At 66.4% G+C, this 19,368-nt stretch carries 10 protein-coding genes; 5 read left to right on the top strand and 5 right to left on the bottom strand.

Annotated elements, in window-relative coordinates:
* Positions 1–17: 17 nt before the first annotated feature.
* The 3 genes from ACTPOI_RS07025 to ACTPOI_RS07015 form a co-directional block, all read right to left on the bottom strand.
* The gene (locus ACTPOI_RS07025; protein WP_440107742.1) at positions 18–4,844 is read right to left on the bottom strand and encodes an AAA family ATPase; all 4,827 of its coding nucleotides are present in this window, start codon (positions 4,842–4,844) and stop codon (positions 18–20) included.
* 210 nt (positions 4,845–5,054) lie between these two features.
* Positions 5,055–5,723 (bottom strand): LuxR C-terminal-related transcriptional regulator, encoded by a 669-nt coding sequence (locus ACTPOI_RS07020; protein WP_440107740.1) that lies wholly within the window; start codon positions 5,721–5,723, stop codon positions 5,055–5,057.
* Between the two features lie 139 nt (positions 5,724–5,862).
* Positions 5,863–8,232, bottom strand: coding sequence for a hypothetical protein (locus ACTPOI_RS07015; protein ID WP_440107738.1), 2,370 nt, complete (start codon positions 8,230–8,232; stop codon positions 5,863–5,865).
* 294 nt (positions 8,233–8,526) lie between these two features.
* On the opposite strand from ACTPOI_RS07015, the gene ACTPOI_RS07010 reads away from it, so the two are divergent.
* The 3 genes from ACTPOI_RS07010 (at position 8,527) to ACTPOI_RS07000 (ending at position 13,358) form a co-directional block, all read left to right on the top strand.
* Entirely contained in the window at positions 8,527–11,139 is a 2,613-nt protein-coding gene (locus ACTPOI_RS07010; RefSeq protein WP_440107736.1) for an outer membrane protein assembly factor BamB family protein, read from the top strand.
* A 181-nt stretch (positions 11,140–11,320) separates the two neighbouring features.
* Positions 11,321–12,340, top strand: coding sequence for a patatin-like phospholipase family protein (locus ACTPOI_RS07005; RefSeq protein WP_440108282.1), 1,020 nt, complete (start codon positions 11,321–11,323; stop codon positions 12,338–12,340).
* Positions 12,341–12,524: 184 nt separating this feature from the next.
* Positions 12,525–13,358 carry an urease accessory protein UreD gene (locus ACTPOI_RS07000; RefSeq protein ID WP_440107734.1) on the top strand — a complete coding sequence of 278 codons (834 nt, stop codon included), beginning with the start codon at positions 12,525–12,527 and terminating at the stop codon, positions 13,356–13,358.
* Between the two features lie 87 nt (positions 13,359–13,445).
* Here the strand turns inward: ACTPOI_RS07000 and ACTPOI_RS06995 are convergent, their stop codons facing one another.
* A complete protein-coding gene (locus tag ACTPOI_RS06995; RefSeq protein ID WP_440107732.1) occupies positions 13,446–15,581 on the bottom strand; it encodes an ATP-binding protein in 2,136 nt (711 codons plus the stop codon).
* A gap of 318 nt (positions 15,582–15,899) precedes the next feature.
* Positions 15,900–17,117, bottom strand: a complete 1,218-nt coding sequence (gene alaC, locus ACTPOI_RS06990; protein WP_440107730.1) for an alanine transaminase — start codon at positions 17,115–17,117, stop codon at positions 15,900–15,902.
* Between the two features lie 242 nt (positions 17,118–17,359).
* On the opposite strand from alaC, the gene ACTPOI_RS06985 reads away from it, so the two are divergent.
* Together ACTPOI_RS06985 and wecB are read left to right on the top strand one after the other, a co-directional pair.
* Complete coding sequence (locus ACTPOI_RS06985; RefSeq protein ID WP_440107728.1) at positions 17,360–17,566, top strand: hypothetical protein; 207 nt, start codon at positions 17,360–17,362, stop codon at positions 17,564–17,566.
* Positions 17,567–17,914: 348 nt separating this feature from the next.
* The gene (wecB, locus tag ACTPOI_RS06980; RefSeq protein ID WP_440107726.1) at positions 17,915–19,060 is read left to right on the top strand and encodes a non-hydrolyzing UDP-N-acetylglucosamine 2-epimerase; all 1,146 of its coding nucleotides are present in this window, start codon (positions 17,915–17,917) and stop codon (positions 19,058–19,060) included.
* Positions 19,061–19,368: the final 308 nt, after the last annotated feature.

Here is a 19,368-nt window from a genome sequence, read left to right as displayed (position 1 = left end):
CCCGCCTGCCTTCCAGGTCAGGACAGCGGGACTTCAAGTTCGAGGCGGGTTCCGGGCGCAGTCGGCTCGATGCGCAGCCGGCCACCCATGCGCTGGGCACGGGTCTGCATGTTCACCAGACCACGGCTTCCAGGCATGGCGTCGCCGCGGATGCCACAGCCGTCGTCACGCACGCTGACCTGAAGGCGCCCGCCGGCGGAACGCAACACCACCTCCACCTGTTGCGCCGCTGCGTGCTTGAGCACATTGGTGAGCGCTTCCTGGGCCACGCGCAGGATTTGCAGGCCCGTGGCCGGGGCGAGCTCGAAGGCATCGCCCGGTGTGTCGTCGATCCACCGCGTTTGCAACCCGGCGGCGCGCAGTTGCGCATCCCAGCGAAAGCGAAAGCTGCCCCAGGCGGCCATGAAGTCGTTTCCCTCGGGGCCCATCGCTTCCAGCACCAGCCGCATGTCGGCAATGCAGGCGCGCAGCGCATCGCTGATCTCGCCGCGCGAAATCTCTTCGCGCTCCACGCGCGACAGCATCACGAAGAGTTGGGAGCCCAGCCCATCGTGCAGGTCGCGCATGATGCGCTGGCGCTCCTCGTCGGCCGCGTGCAGGCGCTCGAGCCGGCGCATCTGCGCATGGTTATCCTCCAGCGCACGGGTACGTTCGAGGACCCGTTCTTCAAGACGCAGGTTGGCCGACTGCAGCGCATCGTGGGCTTCGCTGAGCTCGGCGTACAGGCGCGCATTGCTGAGCGCCACCGCCGCCTGCCCGGCCAGCACACGGGCAACGGTGGCCCGCTCCGGCGTGAAGCAGGCGGCGGACAACTCGTTTTCCAGATACAGCGCACCCAAAGGGCGGCCGGCCGCGACCACCGGAACGCACAGCACGGACACCTGCGCCTGGCCAGCCCAGCGATGCGCGGGAGCCCAGGCGTGGGGCGCGCACGCGTCCTCCAGCACCACGGGCTCGCGTCCCAGCAACACCGAGCGCAGCAGTGCATGCGGCAGCCCCGTGCGCTCCAGATCCGCAGGCACCGGCGCTTCGGCCCGCACACCGGCGCTCGCGCGCTGAGCCGCCAGCACCAGGCGGTCATCCCGCTGCAGCAACAGGGCGCCGTAGCGCGCGCCGGCGTTCTCCATCACCTGCTGCAGCAAGCGTTCGGCCACGGCACCCATCTCCAGCTCCGCGCCGATGGTCTGCGAGGCCTTGATCAAGGTGGCCGTGTCCAGCGGGAGAGGTGGCGGGTCGCGCCGCGGTCGTGCAAATGTGGGCAGGCTGCGCTCAAGCATCTCCACCATGCAATGGGCACCCCATTGCGAATACAGGGCGTGAGCGCGCTCCAGGCTGGTGCGCAAGCCCTCCGGATTGCCGGTGCGCGCGCAGTGCCGCGCCCAGCGGTGCGCCAGGATGGCCGCGTCCCCGGTGAACCCGTGGTCGCTGGCCATCTGGACCGCTTGGGCATACAGCGTGTCGGCTTCGCGCGCACCGGCCAGCGCGGCCCATTCGGCCTCCAGGCTGACCACCCGGTGCGCGTGGTTCGCAGGGCAGTGCGCCGACCAGGCCCGCAGCTTGCCAAGATGCCGCTTCACCAGCCGCCTGGAGCCCGCCGCCGGGCGCTCACGCAGTCGGTCGGCATGGAGCAAGGCCTCGAACCAGTGGTGGAGGGGCGTCGAGAAATTGCCGGCCATGCGATGCAGGTTGCGGCGCACGCGCTGGCCGCATTCGACGACCGCATCGCCCGTGAAGCCCGCCATCACATTGAGCATGACCGCCAGCTGGTCATGGATGAGCGCAAAGATCTCGTCGTGCGGCAGCGCCTGCCCGATGGCTCGCTGGCGCTCTAACGGCGCGATCTCGGCCTGCGGAGCCGGGCCTCGGAGCAGTCGCAGCAGGGCGTCAAAGGTGTCGCAGCAATCCCGCACCAGCGCGTTGTCACGGCGCTCCGCAAAGCCCCGCGCGTCGTGGATGGCCTCGTCCAGCGCAGTGAGGGAGCTCATGGCATTCCAGGTCACCCCCACCAGCATGCCGGCCGCGTAGCCGGCGATCTCGAAGTTGCCGCTGCGCTCTGCCAAATCAAAGCACTCGCGCAACAGCGGCAGGGTGGAGGCGACCGGTACCTTCCAGTGCATCACGTAGAAAAGGTGGTTGAAGCTCAGGCTGTGCGTGCCCAGGCGCTCCCCCAGCTGCACGGACAGCTCGCCCAGCGCGTGCCCGGTCTCGATGTCATCAAACACCCCCGAGAGCACATGCGCCGCCGCCGAGATGGGTTGCCACGACCACTGCGTGAGGCCGCGCAAGAGTGCAAATCGCGCTCCCGCCAGGCCCAGCACGGCGTACAGCGGAGACGTCAGCGTGTGCGCCACGCTGATGCTGGCAAAGATCAGCCTGTCCGTCTGCTGGTGCAGAGGGTCTGCCGTGACCGGGAGATCCGGCCAGCGTGCCTGCGGGATGCCCCGCAATACGGTCTTGAGGCGTAGCCAATGCCACAGCGCTTCCAGGTTTGCCCGCCCCGGGCGCACGACCACACCCAGTCGTGCTAGCGCCTCCACGCCGAGTGACAGCGCCTCGGTACCACGCTCCTGGGCAACCAGCCAACCGATCCGCAACTCGTCAGCCCGGGCTTGGGAAAGCCTGTCTGTGGCCAGCGGATCCGCCATGCGCAGACACTGGTCCGCAGCCGCGAAATCGCGTGCCAGCACCAGGGCCTCCGCGGCATCGAACAGGAGCGAGCGGCGCCCGGCGGAGTCGATCAACTGGTCTGACGGCAGGGCGCCGACGGCGCTGCGCAACAAGGCGACCTGCTGTGAGAACGCGGCTCCGAGGCCGGCCTTGCGGGCTGCGCGCTGGGCTGCCAGTACGAAGGCATGGAGCTGATGGGGCGTCAACAAAGTCTGGGCAAGCGCCAGATGCCGGCACATCTCGAACAGCACTGACTCATCGGCTGTGTTCAGCAAGGTCTCGCCCAACCGCAAATGCCACTGCTGACGGACGGCCTGGTCGCCGCCCTGGTACGCGGCCTGCTGAAGCCGATCGTGCAGGAACCGCCAGCGCCCCTGCCGTGTGGGCTCCACGAGCCCCTCGGCCTGTGCCCTTTCCAGCGTGAACCTCACCTGCGCCGGGCTGCGCGATGCGGCACGCGCCAGCAATGCAGCATCCAGTTCCCCGCCGTGCGCGGCAGCCAGGCCGAGCAGCCACGCGTCGTCCGGCTCCAAAGCGCGAAGTCGCGCAGCGCCAGCCTCGAGCGCGGAAGCCGGCAAGGCTGAAAGACCCGCAGCGCGGTCGTCCAGCTCCCAGCGACCATCTTCGCCTGGCGCAAGCTGCCCCTGCGCAACCATGGCGTCTAGCAGCTGCCCCAGAAAGAGCGGGTTGCCTGCACTGCGCTGAACCAGCCGTGCCAACGTCGGCGCCGGGTGGACCAGACCGCCTGGCAGCGCAGCGTGAACCCAACTGCGTATCTCGTCATCTTGCAGACCCGAAAGCTCGATCTTGATGCCGGGCAGCGAACGAAACATCGTGCCGTCCGGACCGCCCGCTGCCTCGTCGCTGCGCAGCCCCACGAGCAGCAGCACGTGCCGCAGCGAGCGATCGGCCAGCGCTGCTTGCAGCAGTAACAGCGTGGTCTCGTCACTCCAATGGGCGTCGTCCACCCACAGCACCAATGCCTGGTCCCGCGCCAGCGCCGCCAGCAGTTCCACCAGCCCTGACAGAAGCCGCTGACGGGCCTGGTCAGGCGGGAGCGCCTGCTCGGACGCTGCAACCACCGCCTGCGCCGCGAGGCCAGGCGAGAGCGCCAGCAGGGCGGCTGACTCCGGGCCGGGCATGCCTCGTGGCAGCCCAAGCCCCTGAGACACCAGATCGTCTAGCAGATCCGCCACCACGGGATAGGGTCGAGGCGCAGCCTGCTGCTCGCACTTGGCGGAAAGGACGCGTGCGCCCCGCTGGCGCGCCGCATCCATAAAGCGCCGCGCCAAGGCGGTTTTTCCAATACCGGCGGGGCCGGAAAGCTCGATCCGCTCGACGCGACCACCGCAGACCCGCTCCAGTGCCTGCTCCAAGGCTTCACACTCGGCTTCGCGGCCCAGCAACAGCCGTGGCTGGGCAAACAGGGCGCGCGGAGATCGCAGCGGTGTGGCGCGACGCGTGACGGGCTGCTCCAGCGCCTGCAGACAAGCATGGAGATCGCGTGCCACGACAGCCGCGGAGCCAGGTCGCTGGTCGGGCGACTTGGCAAGCAACGCCGCAACCAACGCCGCCAGTTCCGGCGGAATATCGGACCGCCATTGCCGCAAGTCCGCAGGGGGCACCGCAAGATGGGCGTGAAGCCATCCCAGCGCATCCTCGGCCTCCCACGGAGCACGACCGGTCAACACCCGGTACGCCAGCATTCCCAGGAGGTACAGATCCGTGCGCGGCCCCGGCCGTATCGCCGTGCGGCCGCTCAGTTCCGGCGCGCTGTAGCAGGCCTCGTGGCCCGTGCCGACCACCTGGACCGCGGCGGCAGTCTCCAGCGCTACCGCCTCGGCGGTAACAAGCTGGACATGCGGGGGACTTCCGGCCTGCACCCGAACGGTCGCCGGGCGCAGGTGAAGGTGCAGCACACCCTCCCGATGGAGTGCATCGAGCGCCAGGGCGATCGAATGCAGCAACTGCAGCGAACCGGCCAGCGGCAGCGGACCGTGCCGGTCGGCCCAGTCATCCAGAAATACGGCGCCGTCGTTGGGCACCACCCAGGTCACACCCGAAGGGCCTTCGTGGTGGTCCACCACGGCAAGCAACTGCGCATCCTGGAGTCGCTCACACACCGTGCGGCTCGCGGAGGCTGCCTGCGTATCCTGACCCGTCAGGTGCCACAGCATGACCGGCTGGCCGCGCAGTCGCGCCTTGGCCAGCAGCAGCCCGCCGCACTGTCGAAGGACCGCCAGTTCATCAAACCGGGCCGCCAGCGCAGTGGTCACCATGCCCGCCTCGCCGCCGTCGACGCCGGTTGGAAGGAGCAGGTGGCGGTCATTGCCTGGCCGATGGCCAGACCCGAAAGAACACCGCTGCAAGCCATTGCGACGGCAGCTTCAGAGCAGGCCGATCGCCTGCGCTTCGTACACCGCCTCGCCACGCGAATGCACAGCCAGCTTGCGATAGATGCGCTTGACGTGCGCCACCACGGTGTGAGGAGAAATGTCAAGCACATCGCCGATGTCGGAAAAGCTCAGCCCTTTGGCCACGAGGCGCAAGATATCGGACTCTCGCGCGGTGAGCGGGTTAGGGGCAGTGGCGTGCAACGCAAGGGTTGGCGAAGGTGCCGCAGCGACTGTCCCGGACGCGCGAAACCGCTGCAGCACCCGGCGCGCGATGCCCGGGCTGATGGGAGATCCGCCCTCGTGCACCTGAATGATGGACTCGGCCATGCAATCGGGCAGAGCATCCTTCATCAAGTACCCTGTGGCGCCGGCCGCAATGCTGTCGGTCACATGGGCATCGTCGCCAAACATGGTGACCACCAGCACATCGCAATCGGCGCGCCGTCCCATCGCGTGGCGGATCACGGCGGTACCGTTGCCATCCGGCAAGCCCAGGTCCGTGAGCACCACGTCGGGCCCGAGCGCATCGATCATGGCGCAAGCGGCCGACACGCTGGTGACGGCACCCACCAGCTCCAGCCGCGCATGGCCGAGCACCGCTTCCGAAAACCGCTGCAGGAAGGCTGGTTCATCTTCCACCACCAACACACGGATGGGCATGGGTTTACCTCCTTCGCAAGATTGTCTCATCGGCGCGATGTTAAAGACTCCCGTGTTCACGGGAGCTGTACCGCCCCAGCACAGAGATGTTGTGCCGGCGGCCGAGCACCGGTGACGGTGCAGCGGCCCCGCCTGCGGCTCAGTCGGCCGCCGCCAGGAAGGCGTTGGCAGTAAAGAATCCAAGGGCAGCGGCGCCCTGTCCCATGTCGCGCTGCAGAGCCGCCAGGCCGAATCCGGAGCCTGAGGCATTCGGCGTGAACACAGCCCAGCCGAGCTGTCCGCCATGGTTTAACAAGTGGTGCACCACGTAGCGTCCGCGACCACCTACCCGGCTCGTCAGCAACCCCACAGAAGCTGCCGGGATGTCAAACGTATTGGCCACGCCAGCGTCGAACGAGCCGTCCTTTCGCGAGCGCAGGAGCTGGACCGTGACCCGTCCATCCAGCGCGCCTACCCGTACGAGGTCCGCAGCGCCGTCCTCGTCGGCATCCACAACAAGCCACCCAATCAGGGCGCCGCTGAACGCATGGTTCTGGCGGTCCAGCACGTCAAAACTCCGGCTGTCAACACCAAGCCGGCACACCCGCGTAAAACCACCGGTAGCGTCGGCAGCCTCACCAATGCAGACGATGGCCTGCCTGCCGCTCCCATCCACGTCAGCGGCGAGCGCCAGCAATCCGCTGCCTCGCGGCTGTTCGCGTGGCGCCACCATCACCTCGGGCCCGTGGTCGCCCAGCCGCGCGGCCGCCAGGCACAGCGACGTATTGAGGGACACGCCCATCCATACGAGTTCATCATTGCCATCGCCGTCGATGTCGGCCGCCAGCAGGCAGCCCTCAGGCGGCTGCGCAAAGAGTTGCGCGGAGCGCCACAGCACCTCGATCGCCAGCGACGCTGCATCGGTGCGAGCACGCAGTGCGTCCAGGCTCAGTGCGCCGGCCAGCGGTGCGCTGCGCACCATCCATGCTCCACCCTCGCGCCTGCGGCAAGATCGCCATTGCCCGCCAGTGGCACCCGCGAGAACCCCGGCGCTGGCGTATCGCACGGCATAGCCCGCCGCCTGCGCATCAGGCCCATAGACGATGACACCTGTGTCGGCTCCGGCCTGCCACAGCTGAACGAATTGCGTGGCGCCGTCCCCCTCCAGATCCAGATCGAGCAAGGCAACCAACCCCGCCCCCTGCCCCATGTCGCCCGCACCCCAAAGCGTGCCGTACCCGGTGGCCCCCGGGCCATACTCGATCATCCCCATGCGTCCCTCGCCATTGCGGAAAAACTGCACCACGATGGGATCGATGTTCAGCGGCGTATCGGCGCGGCCCCCGAGCCGCTGGGACTCGGTACTCCGCAGCAGGGCCACGGTGGAAGCCAGCCACCAGTCATGGGTCCAATCGCGACTCGCCAGGTCCACCACGTCTTTGCGGCGCAGCACCTGCCCGCCGGTTTCGGCGGTAAACAGCGGCGAGAGGTTGGCCGCACTATGGCGATCCTGAAGGGCCGCCAGGTCGGGCGTGCATGCCAGCGCGGCATAGCGCTCGGGGAGCTGGCCGCTGGCAAAGGCGTTCCAGATTTCCCCGGCCGAAGCCTGTACGGCAGCCACCACCCGGCGCAGGTTTTCCTCATCGCCATGATCGAGCAGCTTTTTGTCGCCATAGGCGCGCCACGTTTCGCCCCGCGCGTTGCGCACGGTCAAGCCGTGGTAGCTGTCCTCGTCATGCATGGCCTTGGCACACAGGCCGGCCAGCGCGGCCCCCTCGGGCACGGCCGACTGCCGACCGATGCGGTCGAGCGCGCGGCGCGGCGTGCGCAGGTGACCCGACGAAAACAGGTCCGAAAGGAAATGGTCGGCGAACGCGTTTTGCGCATAGGCCAGCTGCAACGCCTTCTCGCGGGCGGCACCGCTGAGCTTGCGCGCAAGCAGTGCCTGGGTCAAGGCCTGCGCATGTCCCATGGCGTAGGCCCTGACCGCATCTTCTCCAAAGTGATCGAAATTGGATGCGGCCAAGGCAAGGTAGCGCCCCATGGGCCAGTAGTCGGTCAAGATGCTGCCACCGCCCGTGGCCCGGTTGTAGCGGCCGTTCAGGTCCAGGCTTTGGTAGACCTTGTACAGGTCGGTTTCGCCGCGCTCGATGGCCTGCACAAGTGCAGTGATTTCGTCCTGCATGACGACGTTGATGGCCTGGACCTGAGAAACCCCGTCAGCGTCTTCCGCCATCTGGCCGAACGCACGCAAAAATCGTTCGGGCGCATGGGGATCATCCGCAATCGCTTCACCCGGGATGCCGAAGAAGTCACCCGCCAGTGCAACTACGCGACCATAGGTCAGCTGCAGCCCATTGGGAAGCGCGAGGAGGTAGTCCGCCCCCCGCCGCACGTCGCCATCCGCCGTATGCAACAGGATCCGGTCGCCAATGAGCAGGTGCTCGAAGGACTCGAACAAAACCGATGGGCCGGTCCGCACGAAGGATGCGAAAGGGATGGTCGGGCTGGTCTGCTCAGATCGGTACATGGCGGCTCCTTGAGTGGGTGGTTAAGTCACGCGCCAGGAAGTGCCGCTACTGCGGGCACCGGCTTCGTGATCGGCTGGCACTCTAAAAATCGCGCGCTCCCCTGCCTATCCCATGAACGCGCAGCGCCCAAGTGCGCGGGCCATGGGCTGCCTGTGCAAAAGGCCGCGCCCGGCAACGTGGGGCGGTGTCTGCGTACCGCAATCATGGGATACCGCCCGCACGAGGTATCGCGGATATCGAAAACGCGCCTACAGTGCGCCCACCGCACAGTGGGCTGTGCGAAAGGACGGAACATGAACCCCCTGAATTCCACACCGGCGCCGTGGCCAACGATGCGAGGCAACCCGCAGAACACGGGTTGCTGGGACTTCAACCAGCGCGTTCATGAAGGGGCGTTGATCTGGCGTCGCGCTGAAGCCGGGGGCATCGTGAATGCCACACCGATCGTCGACACGACAGGCACGGTGCACGTCGGGTCATCCGACGGGTACCTGTACTCGATGGCTGGCGATGGGGAATGGACCTGGGTGCCGATAGCTGCAGGCGATTCCGACAAGCGCGCCGTGGTCGACTCGGCGGCGTGCCATCTGCCCACCCAGTGGATGTATGTTCCCGCAGGCAACCGATCCCTGTACGGCTCCCGCGCAGACGAGCCACTCGCCCGCTTCGAGCTGGACAAGCAACCCAGTTCGCCCAGCACCATCGACTGGCTGGAGGGCAATGTGGTCACCGACGGCAACGGCGGGCTGTACGCGGGCTGCGACAACTTCTTTTTCTACGCCCTCCGTGCCGACGCACAAGGCGCCTCAAAGCGCTGGGCCTTTGCCACCGGTTTTTTCATCTGGAGTGCCGCCGCCTTTCACCCCGACGGCACCATGGGCTGCTTTGCCGCGGCCGACATGACGGTCTACGCGTTCGATCCCCGATCCGATGCGCCGAAGATCCTGTGGACCGCGCCGCTGGACAACCTGTGCGCCAGCTCCCCCGCGATCACCCGCGACGGACGGGTGATGCTGGGCGCGTTCGATGGCCGGATCTACTGCCTCGACGCACAGCAGTTGGGCCACCGCATCGCTACCGTCGACACCCCGGCGCTGATCTATGCATCACCTGCCCTGTATGAGCAGGGCAGCGTTCAGCAGATGTTCGTGCTCTCGTCTGACGGTGTGCTGCGCGCCTTTGACATCGCCGAGCGGAACAGCGCGCCAAGGCTGCTGTGGGCCTGTTTCACGGGGATGCCCAGCTTTTCCTCGCCGGTGGTCGGGCCGGCCCCGGATGGCCAGGCTGGCTACCGGGTCTATGTAGCCACGGGCGATGGGGTGGTGCTCTCCATCGATCCGAAACACGGCGACGTCATAGGCGAATTCGACTTGTGCCGTCTGGATCCCCAGGAGGAAGGCGCCAGCGACGATCCGGCGTTCTGGACGTCCGTCCAATACCCGGCAATCAACGCTTCGCTCGCCTTGTCTGCGCAAGGTGTGGTGGCGGTCAGCTCCGGCGGCATCGTCGCGCGCATTCCCTATGGCGCCTTCGTTGCCCCTACGGCGCGGGATCCGCGTGCGGGCCTGCGCTATGTATCGCCCGCCGGTCGCATGGCAGCGAAGGCGGTGGACAGCTACCCCTCCATCCCGGTCGATGGCGGGCAGGTGCTGACGCTGGCATCCGTGTCCGCCCAGGGGTTTGAGCCGCTGCAGGCGGCCCAGCTTTCCGTCACGCTCGGCGGTCAGATCCATCCGTTCTCGCTGAGCGCCGACGGCACGCTGATCCACCTGCAGGTACCGCTTGACCGCTCGCCGTTCACTGTGTCGGTGCATTACGGGGATGCGCTGTATGGAAGCGGCATCTTCCAAATGCGGGCCATCGCATCCCCCCCCCAGGCCAGTACATTGCCCGGCAAGATCTGGGACGTCACGCGCATGTCGGTGTTCGCGCCCTTCGTGGTCCCAGCTCTGGACCAACTCGCCATCGCGACCATCACCCTCTCCTTGCGCGTATTGCATGTGGGCCAGCCGGACGACACGGGCACGTGCCCCGTCACGGTGTATGGCTGCGAACGCTATGCCGGTGGCGAGGGCGGAAGCCCGGTACGCAACCTGATGTACCTGTTCACGGGCAGCTACCGCGACGGCGTGCTGGTGCTGGAGGCGCGCGACACCTACTTCGAGCTCAGTGCCCTGCCGGTCGGGCTTGACACCTTCCGACTGACTGCCGTGCTCAACGGAACGCAGGTTCGCGGGGTTTCGCTGTCTGCCACGTACCGCAAGAGTTTCTGGACCACCATGGCGTGGCTGTCCAACCTGGTGCACAAGTGGCTGGCCAACACCACGGCGCAGGATGCCACGGCGCCCGGCGCGCGCACCGGCCCGGAAGCCAACGCCCCACTGAACTCGCTGCAAACCACCGATACGGTCTCGGTCGGGTGGCGCGTGGCGGCATTCGCGATGCGCCTGCTTCGGATGGGCATGGCGTCGCTGCTTCGCCCGTGGAAGCTGCTGGATGCCAATGGGGCCTTCGTATGGGCGGGCACCTATGGGCTCTCCGTCAAGGGATCAAAAAAAACATCGGTGACCGTGAATCCAGCGCAATGCAGCTTTCGCTGGCCCTACCTGCACGTGCACGCCGACGGGTGTGCGCAGTCATCGGACACTTGCCCTGTACCGCAAGACCAGGTGATCGGCATCGTGCTGTGGGACGCCGATACGCAGGAGCCGCTGGACCTGCCCTACACCACGCTGAACGAGGTACCGGTGAACCGGGGTACGTCCGTGACATGTACGCTCCTGTGGGACGACGTGCATTCGCAACGTGTCGGCTGGAACCGGCGCCTGATTGCACGGGTCATGGTCGGTACAGAAATAGCGCACGGCGAGTTCGCGTTTCAGATGCCCGAGGCCGTGCAGCGCTGACAGCGGCCCAAGGGCCAGCGCAGATGGGGCTGCGGTTACCATCCTCGGCCATGACGCGCTGGCGCGGCCCCATCTGCGGCGCCGCGCGGCAGCGCTCCGCACCTGTGGTGGCCCCATGTTGTTGATCCGTTTCCTGCCTTTCCGATCCGCCTGCGACTTGCTGCGCATCCAGCCCGACCCCATGGCGCGCCGCGGTGCAGCGCTGCTGCTAGTGGCTCTGCTGGCGGGCTGTGCAGGCGATGCGCCCGTCCGGTCTGCGGCTCCCGACAGGCCGACTGCGCCAGAAGTGCCCCCCGTGCGCATCGGGCTGGCATTGGGTGGCGGTGCGGCCAAGGGTTTTGCGCACATTGGCGTCATCAAGATGCTGGAGGCCAACGGCCTGGCACCCGCCGTGGTCGCCGGAACCAGCGCCGGCAGCGTGGTGGGGGCACTCTACGCCAGCGGCATGAATGCCTTTGAACTCCAGGAAAAGGCTGTGGGGCTCGACGAATCCAGGATACGTGATCTGCAGCTCTCCTCGGGCGGCCTGGTGCAAGGCCAGAAGCTGGAGGACTATGTCAACGAGCAGGTGCGACGCAAGCCTCTGGAGCAGCTCGCCAAGCCGTTCGTTGCCGTGGCCACGCGGCTGGAAGACGGCGAGCGCACGGTGTTCGCCCGGGGCAACACGGGCCAGGCAGTGCGCGCATCCAGCAGCGTTCCGGGCGTGTTCCAGCCCGTCACCATCGGCAAGTTCCATTTTGTGGATGGCGGAATCGTCAGCCCGGTGCCGGTGGATGCCGCGCGGCAGCTAGGGGCTGACATCGTGGTGGCAGTGGACATCTCGAACAAGGCCCGAGGCCAGACACCGGGCAACATGCTGGGAGCACTTAACCAGTCTATTGCCATCATGGGCCAGAAGCTCGGACAGGCCGAATTGGCGCGCGCCGACGTGATCATCCGTCCCCAGGTGCTGGACATCGGTGCCGCTGACTTCAGCCAGCGCGCCAACGCCATCCTGGAAGGCGAAAAAGCCGCCCTCGCCGCCATGCCGCAAATCCGCGAGCGCGTGGCACAGTTGCAAGCCGACCGCGCCCAGGCCGCCCGCCTGTCGCAGCAGAAGGCTGCCGAGGCGCAATACCAGGCCTGCCTTGAGAACCGCAGCCGGCTACAGAAGATGGCAGGCATGGCGAGGCTGGACGATTCCTGCGCTGTCCCGCGGTAATCCCGCGGGGACGGACGGTCCGCGAGCATTCACGGTCGGCACGCTGCTTGCTCAGGAACGCGGGGGTGCCGCAATACCATGTAAAAGCCAGCGCTCCCCGTACCGCGCCGCATGATCTGAAACCCCTGCGGGCGCCTTTTGTGCAACCCAAAACGCTATTTAAAAAATAGCAATCGAATTCGATATGCCCTGGCACGCCCGTCTGCAACTGGACTACACCCTGGAAAGCGCCCGCACCGTGGCGCGCTACGAGCACCACGGCCCGCTGCGCATCCTGCAAAGCCTGTACCCGGAGGGTGATGCGGTGTGCCACAACGTGCTGGTGCACCCACCTGGGGGCCTGGTGGGCGGCGACACGCTGGACATCACGGCAACCGTGGGCCCTGGCGCACACGGGTTGGTCACCACGCCGGGCGCCACGCGGTTCTACCGATCGACCGGCCCGCTGGCACTGCAGCGCAGCCACCTTGCCGTGGCCGAAGGTGCACGGCTGGAATGGCTGCCACTCGAAGCCCTGTGCTACAGCGCCTGCCACGCCGAAAACCACCTCACGCTGCAGCTGGCCCCGAGCGCCGAATGCATGGCCTGGGACGTGACCGCACTGGGCCTGCCGCACGCCGGTCAGCCTTTTGAGGCCGGCCGCTTCACCCAGCACCTGGAAGTGCCAGGCCTTTGGCTGGAGCGCGGGGTGATCGACGCTGCCGATGAACGCCTGCTGGGAAGCCCGCTGGGCCTGGCGGGCCACCGCTGTATGGCCAGCATGCTGCTGGCAGCTGGCACCCCGCTGAGCCGCGCACGCCGCGATGCGGCGCTGGACGCCGCCCGCGCCGTGATGGACGTCCACCCCGCAGTGAAAGAAACGGCGGGGGCCACCAGCCCCAACGACCGCATGGTGGTGGTACGGGTGCTGGCCCCGCAGGTGGAGCCCGCGATGAGGCTGCTCAAGGCTGTCCGCGTGGCGTGGCGGGAGACGCTATGGGGGATCACCGGCGAGGCGCCACGCATCTGGACAATGTAGCGCGGGCAGCGCGGCGCCCTGCATGGGCGCATCCGGGCCATGCTGCTCCGCCATGAGCGCACGCAGCAAGACGCTGCCGCGCGGTGTCTACGAACAGACGCGCAGAATGGCGGCGTGCAACATCTGCGGGGTGCACGGCTTGGGCAGCACGTCAAACCCCATGCGCTTGATGTTGTCGAGCTGCTCGGCGTACCCGGTCATCAGTAGCAGGCGCTGCGAAGGCCACACCTCGCGGATGTGCTGGGCCAGTGACACCCCGTCCATCTCGCCGGGCATGACCACGTCCGACACGATCAGGTCGGGCCGCGCGCCCTGCTCCAGCAGCTGGCGCGCCTTCACGGCACGGTCCACATGCGTGACCCGGCAGCCCAGCGATTCGAGAATCGGCACGACCGACGCGGCCACTTCTTCGTTATCTTCCACGAGCACCACTGTCTTGTTCAACGCAACCAGCGCGGGCGCCGGGCCGGCTGCTGCCACGGCAGCCTTGTCGGCCGCGCGCGGGAAGAACAACGTGACGCAGGTACCCTCGCCCACCGTGCTTGCGATCTCGGCCCGCCCGCCCATGCGCTCGCACATGCCATACACCTGGCTCAGGCCCAGGCCCGTGCCCTGCCCCACAGCCTTGGTCGTAAAGAACGGCTCGAACACCTTGCTCAGAAGCTCGGGCGCAATGCCGGTGCCTGTGTCGCGCACATCAATCATCACCATGGCGGGTGCGCTCGCACCCGTTGCGGCTGCCGGTGCATTGCACGCGTGAATAACCAGTGCGCCGCCGGATGGCATGGCATCCCGCGCGTTGATGCCCAGGTTGAGCAAGGCCAGCTCCAGCTCTGCAAGGTCCAGCTGTACCGGTGCCGTGTCGGGCTCCACGTTGACCAGCAGCTGCACCTTGCTCCCCAGCACCGGCGCAATGAGGTCGCGCAACGGCGGCAATTTTTCCTGCAGAACAATGTGTTCCGTCACCAGAGGCTGCCGGCGCGAGAATGCGAGCAGCTGCCGCGTGAGGTTGGTCGCCGACTTCACAGCGCGCGTCATCGATTCGATCTGCCTGGTTCCCACGTCGGGCGCCATGCGCCTGAGCAGGAACAGATTGTTGCTGATGACCATCAGCGCATTGTTGAAGTCGTGCGCCACGCCGCCGGTCAGCCGCCCCAAGGCTTCGAGCTTTTGCGCCTGTAGCAACGCCTCCTCTGCGCGTCTGCGGGTTTCGGTTTCCTTCTCCAGCTGCTCCATGGTCAATAGCACCATCCGCGCGTTGCGCAGTGCCACCGTGGCGGTGGCAAACAGCGCGCACACCGGCAGCGCCCCTACCAGGAAGAGCAGCGCCAGCTCGCCCAGCAGGGCCTGCTGCATGGAGGACCGGTCGCGGCCTGCAGCCACGAAAAGCGGGTAACTGCCCACCTTGCGATAAGCCAGGTAGCTGTCCTCTCCGCTGATGGACGACACGCCACGCAACCGCGCCGCTTCGCTACCTTGGTAGATGCTTTGCATGATGGGTCCCGCGTCCGACAGTCGCGTCCCGGCGTCCGGCATTTCGGGCCACTGGGTGTAGACCTCACCGCTGGCGGCAAACAGGCTCATCGTGAGCTCCGGGTCGCCGGCCACCATGTCGTGGAAGAAGCTGCCGAAGTAAGACGTGAGCACCGCCACATTCACCACTCCGCCAAAGCGGCCCTGGTCGTCGCTGAACGCCACGCTCAGGTTCAGCACGCGCTCACCCGATGTGCGGGTGACGATGGGCCGGGAGAGGAACGAGCCGGTATGGCCGTCGCGGTGGGCCCTGAAGTACTCGCCGTCGGACATGTCCACCACGGGAAACGGGAGCAAACGGCTACTGGCCAGCGTCCTGCCCTGGGCGTCAAGAATCAGGATGGACTGGATTTGCGGCTGATCCACGGTACGCGCGCGCAATGCCTCGTGCAGCGCCGCCTCGCTGGCGCGCAGCTCAGCCAGGTTGCGTCCGTTGACCAGCACCAGAACCCGCTCGTGCAGAACCTCGGACGCTGCCATCACCTTGGCGGCGTGCTCATGGGCCACACGCAAAGACCGGTCTACCCGCATCACGGCCTCGTCCTGCGCCGAGCCGTAACGGATGACCCCGAAGATGAGATAGATCGACAACGGCACCACGACGCTGAGCCATGCAAGAAGGCGCAGCCAGCGTACCGATGCATGGGCCTGCGGCGGGGAACCCGCATCCGGGGGAATGGGTTGGCGCATCGCGATGTCTCAGGGCTAGTACGCGGCGCCTGCGGCGGCAGCAATCAGAGTGGCGGAGCCTTGCGGTCGTGTGGGCAAATGCATGCACATAGGATAGTCCAGCGCTGGGCGCTCCGGCACTTGTGCCAGCACTGTTACCTGGGCCAACCGCTGCGCTTGCACGGCTGCCCCGCTGCACACCTCATCAACTCCACGCCTTATCGCAAGTGCAGGTGCAGGTGCGGTGCGTACGGATGTATCCGACGTCACCGCCACTGCCTGCAACGTTGCCAGATCACATAGCGAGGCTGCACCCGCCCCGCTCACGGCTTCGGCGGTTCAGCCCGCCGGGACCTTCACGAGCCCGTCTGCCTTGAACATCGTACGGATGCCCCGCACCGCCTGCCGGATCCGCGCCTCGTTCTCGATCAGGGCAAAGCGCACGTACTCGTCGCCCTGGTCGCCGAAGCCGATACCCGGCGATACGCACACCTTGGCTTTTTCCAGCAGTTGCCGCGCAAACTCTAGCGAGCCCAGCGGGCGATAGGGTTCAGGGATGCGCGCCCAGATGTACATGCTGGCCTTGGGGCAATCGACTGCCCAGCCCGTCTCTGTGAGGCCCTTGTAGAGCACGTCGCGGCGGCGCTGGTACTGGGTGGCGATGTCTTTCACGCACTGCTGGTCGCCTTCCAGAGCAGCAATGGCCGCCACCTGCAGCGGTGTGAATGTGCCGTAATCGTGATAGCTCTTGATGCGGGCCAGCGCAGCCACCAGGTCGGGGTTGCCCACCATGAAGCCCACGCGCCAGCCGGCCATGTTGTAGCTTTTGGAGAGGGTGAAAAACTCCACCGCCACGTCCTTGGCGCCGGGCACTTCCATGATGCTGGGAGCGCGGTAGCCGTCGTACACGATGTCGGCGTAGGCCAGGTCGTGCACCACCAGGATGTCGTGCTTTTTGGCCAAGGCAATCACCCGCTCGAAGAAACTCAGCTCCACACACTGCGCGGTGGGGTTGCTGGGAAAGCCGAAGATCATCATCTTGGGCTTGGGGTAGCTGCCGCGGATGGCTTTTTCCAGCTCGGCAAAGAAGTCCACATCGGGTGCCACGGGCACGCTGCGGATGTCGGCCCCGGCTATCACCGCCCCGTAGATGTGGATGGGGTAGCTCGGGTCAGGCACCAGCACGGTATCGCCGCGGTCCAGAGTGGCCAGCATCAGGTGGGCCAGGCCCTCCTTGGAGCCGATGGTGACGATGGCCTCCGTATCGGGGTTGATGTCTACCGCGTACCGGTCCTTGTACCAGTGGCTGATGGCACGGCGCAGGCGTGGGATTCCCTTGCTGGCACTGTAGCCGTGCGTGTCGGGCCGCTGGGCCACTTCGGTGAGCTTGGCGACGATGTGCGCAGGGGTGGCACCGTCGGGGTTGCCCATGCTCATGTCGATGATGTCTTCGCCCCGTCGGCGGGCGGCCAGCTTGAGCTCGGACGTGATGTTGAAGACGTAGGGAGGGAGGCGATCAATGCGCGCGAAACGGCGCTTGCCTTGAGTAGCAGACATGCTGTGGAGACTTTCACGTAAGCGCCCGGAACCGTCCGAGCGACGTGGCCAACAATGGGGTTGGCCCGAGTCCAATGTATCTCACAAAGCGGTGGTTTCTGTCCCCATTGCAGCGCTGTCGCGGCGCTGCCACGCTCACGCCATGGCGCGCCTGGCCTGCTGTTCGCTAGACGCAGACCAGGTAAACATACCAACGCCACCCGGGCCTGCCGCGCCGTGAATCTCATTGGGCTTTGGTGTGCGTGTTTGACCATCAACCCGATCAGGTGGCGATGGTGGCTACCTACCACGACGACCTGACCCCTGCCCGCCTATGCGGCCTGCGTACGGCCTGCATCGAGCGTGCGTATGAACTTGGCAAGGCCCGCCCGAAGGCTAGATCAAACCAGCCAGACAATGATCAGCACGCCACAGACCTGAACGACATGGCACAGGTGCTGGGCTGCTGACAGCCCTATCCCGCACACCCCTGGCGACGCAAGCTGTGACTGCAGCTCTGGGCTCGTCGAAGGGCCGAAGCGGCGCACAGCGTCGACAACGACGAAGGCCCGCACCACAGAGGCCGGGGCCTTGTTGCGCTCATCCGCAAAGCGGCGGAGCCCGCACGACTGCACCCGCCGTTGGCAACCCTGCTTATGTGCGATACCAAACAGACATGCCTTGCCACCGCACAGCACTATCCGCGCGGCCAGGGAGCACTTGCTGCGGCGCAACGCTACCGCATCCCCTTGGAAAGACCGTCTGTCACTCCTGGTCGCCCTCCCCGAAACGCGCACCCTTCAACATTGAGAAACTTGATGACCACCTATCTCGCCTGTCTGGGCACCCGCCCGGAAATCATCAAGATGGCCCCCTTGCACCGCGAACTGCAACAGCGCGGTCATCGAGTGGTGGTGCTCCACACCGGCCAGCACGAAGCGGTGGCCGAGGTGTTGTACCAATTCTTTGGTATGGGCCCCGATGTGCGCCTGCCTCCCGAGCGGCGCAGCAATCGGCTGGGCGACCTCACAGCGCTGTTGCTCGAGGGGGTAGATCGCGCGATATTCGAATCCCAGCCAGACGTGGTTCTGGTGCAGGGTGACACCACGTCTGCGCTGGTGGGTGGGTTGAGCGGGTATTACAACGACAAGCCGGTCGCGCACATTGAAGCCGGCCTGCGGACCGGAACCCGTGAGCCGTTCCCCGAGGAAAAAAACCGGGAGTTGATTGCACGGCTGGCCCATTGGCATTTCGCGCCCACCGCGAGGACGCGGGACAACCTGCTGCGCGAGGGCATTGCCGACGCGCGCATCTCCGTGGTGGGAAACACGGTCATCGATGCAGCACGCTGGACACAGCAACAACTGGTATCCGCGACCCCGTCCGTGCCGTCAGCACTGCCATCAGATGTCGAGGCCTTTCTGCAGAAGAACGCCCGCCAGCAGCTGCTGCTGGTAACGGCCCACCGCCGCGAAAACTGGGGCGATCCCATCCGCAACATTGCAACGGCCATCGGGCAACTTCTGGCCGCCCATCCTGACCTTGTCGTGGTGTGGCCTCTTCACCCCAACCCAGCGGTCAGCGATGCGGTGAAGCCCGTGATCGCGGCGCTACCAGACGGGGAGCGCGCGCGGGTTTGCTTGACAGCCCCCGTGGACTACCCAGCCTTGATCACCCTGCTGGAGCGCTGCCATTTCACCCTGACGGACTCGGGCGGTATCCAGGAGGAAGCTTCCGCACTGGCGCGACCGGTTCTCGTTGCACGCGACAGCACTGAGCGCCAGGAGCTGGTAGAGGCTGGTGGTGCCATTCTGGTGGGCACGGACATCACGCGCATCGTCACCACAGCCTCCGGGCTGCTGCGCGACGGAGCGCTCTACCGTTCGATGCAACTGGTGGTGAGCCCCTTTGGCGATGGCAACGCTGCACGCCATATTGCCGACCGGCTTTGCGCGGCAGATTGAACGATGCACACCCATCCCAGGTGCGATTGCATAGGCCAATCACCCTTGGGCCCGCCCCGCCAAAACTCTGTGCGGCAGCGAACAGACCCGTCTGGACACCTTACTTACATTCCACGCACACCCCTTTGTGGATTGGCGTACTGCGTCCTTCGGACTCCTCACGGCATGCTTCATACAGGGCCAGCAACCGTTGAAGCAAAAGGGGAAGCCATGTACTCGAATCGGAGAGGCCTGAGACACCGTGTCGGTCCGAAGCTCGCCGCTGCCCGGGACTTCCCATGGCGGACCTGTGTGACGGCAGCGACCTT

This window comes from Acidovorax sp. BL-A-41-H1, assembly GCF_051942715.1.
Note: the sequence above shows the minus strand (reverse complement) of the source record. Positions and strands in the feature narration are given on the sequence as shown.

Coding starts and splice junctions, on each gene's coding strand:
- ACTPOI_RS07015 (WP_440107738.1), bottom strand. CDS start 8,232: ATGTACCGATCTGAGCAGACCAGCCCGACCATCCCTTTCGCATCCTTC.
- ACTPOI_RS07005 (WP_440108282.1), top strand. CDS start 11,321: ATGGCGCGCCGCGGTGCAGCGCTGCTGCTAGTGGCTCTGCTGGCGGGC.
- alaC (WP_440107730.1), bottom strand. CDS start 17,117: ATGTCTGCTACTCAAGGCAAGCGCCGTTTCGCGCGCATTGATCGCCTC.
- wecB (WP_440107726.1), top strand. CDS start 17,915: ATGACCACCTATCTCGCCTGTCTGGGCACCCGCCCGGAAATCATCAAG.
- ACTPOI_RS07025 (WP_440107742.1), bottom strand. CDS start 4,844: ATGCTGTGGCACCTGACGGGTCAGGATACGCAGGCAGCCTCCGCGAGC.
- ACTPOI_RS07010 (WP_440107736.1), top strand. CDS start 8,527: ATGAACCCCCTGAATTCCACACCGGCGCCGTGGCCAACGATGCGAGGC.
- ACTPOI_RS07000 (WP_440107734.1), top strand. CDS start 12,525: ATGCCCTGGCACGCCCGTCTGCAACTGGACTACACCCTGGAAAGCGCC.
- ACTPOI_RS07020 (WP_440107740.1), bottom strand. CDS start 5,723: ATGCCCATCCGTGTGTTGGTGGTGGAAGATGAACCAGCCTTCCTGCAG.
- ACTPOI_RS06995 (WP_440107732.1), bottom strand. CDS start 15,581: ATGCGCCAACCCATTCCCCCGGATGCGGGTTCCCCGCCGCAGGCCCAT.